This window comes from Nocardia neocaledoniensis (assembly GCF_029868625.1).
GTDB lineage: Bacteria > Actinomycetota > Actinomycetes > Mycobacteriales > Mycobacteriaceae > Nocardia > Nocardia neocaledoniensis_A.
Window position 1 is genome coordinate 1 of record NZ_JARWOJ010000181.1, and the last position, 4,484, is coordinate 4,484.

Here is a 4,484-nt window from a genome sequence, read left to right on the forward strand (position 1 = left end):
GTGTCCCGTCGATCAGGCACCGTTGCTTGCTCCTTCGTCGCCTACGCAACGGCGCCTGATCGACGGGACGGCCCGCGACCGCCGCTGACGCGGCGGACCCTCCTCGAGGTCGGGTCGTGGTGGTCCAGCTACTCAGTGCCCGAGATACGCTGACATCACCGCGGGATCGGTGAGCAACGCCGCGCCCGCGCCGGTCTTGGTGACCTCACCGGTCTCCAGGATGTAGGCGCGATCGCTGCGGGTCAGCGCCTGCTGGGCGTTCTGCTCCACGAGCAGCACCGTGGTGCCCTGCCGGTTGATCTCGCTGATGATCTTGAAGATCTGCTGGATCACCATGGGCGCCAGACCCATCGACGGTTCGTCGAGCAGCAGCAGCTTCGGCCGCGCCATCAGGGCGCGCCCGATCGCCAGCATCTGCTGCTCACCACCGGAGAGGGTGCCGCCGACCTGCTTGCGCCGCTCGGCCAGGCGCGGGAACAGCTCGAAGATCCAGTCCAGCGTCTGCTGGTACTCCGACTTCTGCTCGAACGGCCTGCCGTAGCAGCCCATGTCGAGGTTCTCGGCCACGGTCATGCCGGGGAACACCCCGCGTCCCTCCGGCGCCTGGATCAGGCCATGGACGACCCGCTCGTGCGCCTTCATCGCGGTGATGTCCTTGCCCTCGAACAGGATCCGGCCCGAGGTGAGCGGTAACAGGCCCGACAGGGCGCGCATGGTGGTGGTCTTGCCCGCGCCGTTGGCGCCGAGCAGCGTCACCAGCTCGCCCTGCTCGACCGACAGCGAGATCCCGTGCAGCGCCTCGATGCGGCCGTAGTTCACGACCATGTCGCGCACCTCGAGCAACGGCACCCGCTGCTCGGTGACCGCGGCGGGCTCGTCCTGGGCGGCCTCCACCACCGTGGCCGGTGCCTGCGTCGGTGCCGCCTCGGCCGCCGCTGCGGCGCCGGCCTCCTCGCGCACCGCGTCGATCGTGTCGGCGTCGGGCACACCGAGGTAGGCCGCGATCACCGCGGGGTCCTCGCGGACCTCGGCGGGCAGGCCGTCGGCGATCTTGCGCCCGAACTCGAGCACCACGATCCGGTCGGTGACGCCCATGACCAGGCGCATGTCGTGCTCGATGAGCAGCACGGTGTAGCCGTCGTCGCGGATCTTGCGGATCAGATCCATCAGCGCCGACTTCTCGCTGGGGTTGAATCCGGCGGCCGGTTCGTCCAGGCACAGCAGTTTCGGCTCGGTCGCCAGCGCGCGGGCGATCTCGAGCCTGCGCTGGTCACCGTAGGAGAGGTTGCGGGCCTTCTCCACCGCGCGCGGCGCGATGCCGACGAACTCGAGCAGCGCCATGCCGCGTTCGATGGCGTCGCGTTCTTCGCGCCGGTGCCGCGGGGTGCGGAAGACCGCGCCGGGCACCGAGGTCTTGTGCCTGGCGTCGGTACCGACGACCACGTTCTCGAGCGCCGTCATCTCGCCGAACAGGCGCACGTTCTGGAATGTGCGCGCGATGCCCATCCGGGTGATCTCGTTGCGCTTGGTCTTGGCCAGCGGCTGCCCGTCGAAGTGCACGCTGCCGCCCGCCGGCTTGTAGACACCGGTGATCGCGTTGAAGCAGGTGGTCTTGCCCGCGCCGTTGGGGCCGATCAGTCCGAGGATCTCGCCGCGGCGGATCTCGAAGCTCACCCCGTCCAGCGCGGTCAGGCCGCCGAACTTCACCGTCAGCCCGTCGGTGCGCAGCAGCGGCGCGCCGACGGCGGTGTCGATCTCGCGGTGCGGCGCGACGACCTCGGCGACCGTCTCCGCGTCGCCCAGTTCCGGCAGCACCGCGGTGACGTCGACGTCGCCCGCCTTCTCCACCTCCGGCGCGGGCTGGTACCCGGCCGACATGTCCTCGTTGTCGAACAGCGCGTCTCCCGCGCCCGGCCCGGTCATCGCCCTGCTCCGATCGGTTCGGCCGACGGCTTGCGCACGGCCTGGTACACCTGTCTGCCGTAGGTGAGCAATTTCTGCCGCACGGGGAACAGACCCTGTGGCCGCAGAATCATCATCACCACCAGGGCGATGCCGAAGTACAGGTACTTCAGGTCGCCGAGGTTCTGCGCGCCGCCCTGCCGGAACAGCAGCACACTGCCGAACAGCAGCAGCCCGACGACCACGCCGAACACGGCGAGCAGGATCACCACGCGCCGCGCCCACGCACCCAGGACCGGACCACGCAGGCGCCACAGCACCCACAGCCCGATCAGGACGGCGATGTCGATCGCGAGCAGCACATAACCGGTCGACTCGTTCGACACCAGCTTCGCCGACTGCAACCGCAGCGGCAGGTACGCGATGAGGAAGGCGCCGACGATCACGCCGAGCTTGTTGCCCGAGCCGCCGAGCACGACGGCGCACAGGAACAGCATCGACAGGATGATGTCGAACTGCTTCGGGTTGACGTAGGTCACCTGACCGGCGTACATCGCACCGGACAGGCCGCCGACGGAGGCGCCGATGGTGAAGGCCCACAGCTTGTACTTGAAGGTCGGCACGCCCATGATCTCGGCGGCGTCCTCGTCCTCGCGGATCGCGACCCAGGCGCGGCCGACCCGGCTGCGCTCGAGATTGCCGATGATCAGCAGCACGATGATCACCAGGATCGTGCCGAGCCAGAACCACCAGGTGCCGTTGTTGGCCCGTTCGAACGGGTTCCAGCTGTCGGTGTCACCGAGGTTGCCGGGCGAGAAGACCCCGCCCGGATGCGCTTCGGACTCAGCGACCGTCGGGTAGGCGATCTTGGACAGGCCCAGACTGCCGTTGGTGAGTTCGGTGAGGTTGTCGGCCATCAGCCGCACGATCTCACCGAAGCCGAGGGTGACGATGGCCAGATAGTCGCCGCGCAGGCGCAGCGTCGGGGTACCGAGGATCAGGCCGGAGATCGCCGTGAGCGCCACCGCGATCGGCAGGCAGGCCAGCCAGGCCCAGCTCGGGTTGAGCCAGCCGCCGTCGGTCTGGTTCCAGGGGCTGTTCGGGCTGGTCAGCAGGCCGACCGTGTAGGCGCCGACCGCGTAGAAGCCGACGTAGCCGAGGTCGAGCAGGCCGGCCTGGCCGACGACCACGTTCAGGCCGATGGCGATCAGCGCGTACATCGCGAACAGTGCCATCACATTGCCGAAGCTCACGCCGGGGGTGTCGAGCAGCGGCGGCGGATACAGCGGCAGCACCAGCAGCACGAGGATCACCGGAATGCCGACGGCCCATTGCGCGGGCCGGGACAGCCCGTCCCACCAGGTTCGCAGCGCGTCGCCGAGGCCGCGCCGATCGGGCTGTGCCACCGGGGTTTTCGTCAGGTCGGTCATGCGCGGGCCCTCCCCAGGCTCTCGCCGAGGATACCGGTCGGCCGGAACATCAGCACGGTCACCAACAGGACGAACGCGACCACGTCGCGCCATTCGAAGCCGAACAGGATCTGCCCGTACTGCTCGGCCACACCGAGGAGCAGGCCGCCGAGCAGCGCGCCGCGCAGGTTGCCGATACCGCCGAGCACCGCGGCGCTGAAGGCCTTGATCCCGAGGATGAAGCCACCGGAGAAGATGATGCCGGTGGGGATGTGCAGGGTGTAGAGCATCGCGGCGGCGCCGGCGAGCAGGCCGCCGATGAGGAAGGTCAGCACGATGACCCGCTCACGCGAGACGCCCATCAGCGTCGCGGTGTCGGGATCCTGGGCGACGGCCCGGATCGCGCGACCGAACTTGGTCCGGTTGATCAGGATCTCGGTGAGGACCGCGAGGACCACGGCCGCGGCGATGATCACCAGGGCCACGTTGGTCACCGAGGCGCCGAGAAAGGTGAACTGCACCTTCGGCTCCACGAGCCGGATACCGGTCTGGGCGTTGGTGCCGCCGAGCCCCGGCTTGATCTTGGGCAGGATGTAGTGGACGAACTCCTGGATCACGAACGACATGCCGATCGCGGTGATCAGGAAGGCGAGGGGTTTCGCGCCGCGCCTGCGCAGCGGCCGATAGGCCACGCGTTCCAGGCCGACGGCGGCGGCGCCGGAGACCAGCATGCCGATCAGCATCGCGATACCGAGATAGACCACCGTCAGCACGACGCCCTGGGAGTACACGTTGCCGCTCGGGGCGAAGCCGAGCAGTTCGAGGCCGACGTAGGTGCCGAACATGCCGAGCATGAAGATCTCGGAGTGGGCGAAGTTGATCAGCCGCAGCACACCGTAGACCAGCGTGTAGCCGACGGCGACCAGCGCGTAGATCGAGCCGTAGGTGAGACCGTCCACGGTCAATCGCCAGAACTGGTCGATCACCCCGGAGACGTTGAAATCGATGGACCCGTCGGCCAGCAGGGTCACACCGAGCGATGCCGCTGATGTCATGGTTTCTCTCGCGTCAGGCGAGCGGGGGGGGGGGGGGGGGGGGGGCGCCCCCCCCCGCGACCACAACAGGCGGGAGAGATAGGTAAAAAAAAAAAAAATAATATTTGGAGAAGTAGAG

The 4,484-nt window shown here is 68.3% G+C and carries 3 protein-coding genes and 1 pseudogene; all 4 read right to left on the minus strand.

From position 1 onward, the window contains the following. Window positions 1–132 precede the first annotated feature (132 nt). Window positions 133–825 carry an ABC transporter ATP-binding protein gene (locus QH270_RS13305; RefSeq protein ID WP_280341544.1) on the minus strand — a complete coding sequence of 231 codons (693 nt, stop codon included), beginning with the start codon at window positions 823–825 and terminating at the stop codon, window positions 133–135. Between the two features lie 189 nt (window positions 826–1,014). Continuing rightward, window positions 1,015–1,923 (minus strand): annotated as a pseudogene (locus QH270_RS13310) (ABC transporter ATP-binding protein); the annotation flags it as partial. Further along, window positions 1,920–3,332 carry a branched-chain amino acid ABC transporter permease gene (locus tag QH270_RS13315; protein ID WP_280341541.1) on the minus strand — a complete coding sequence of 471 codons (1,413 nt, stop codon included), beginning with the start codon at window positions 3,330–3,332 and terminating at the stop codon, window positions 1,920–1,922. The pseudogene QH270_RS13310 and the gene QH270_RS13315, both read right to left, overlap by 4 nt. Continuing rightward, complete coding sequence (locus tag QH270_RS13320; protein WP_110040412.1) at window positions 3,329–4,366, minus strand: branched-chain amino acid ABC transporter permease; 1,038 nt, start codon at window positions 4,364–4,366, stop codon at window positions 3,329–3,331. The genes QH270_RS13315 and QH270_RS13320 overlap by 4 nt, the downstream gene beginning before the upstream one ends. Window positions 4,367–4,484: the final 118 nt, after the last annotated feature.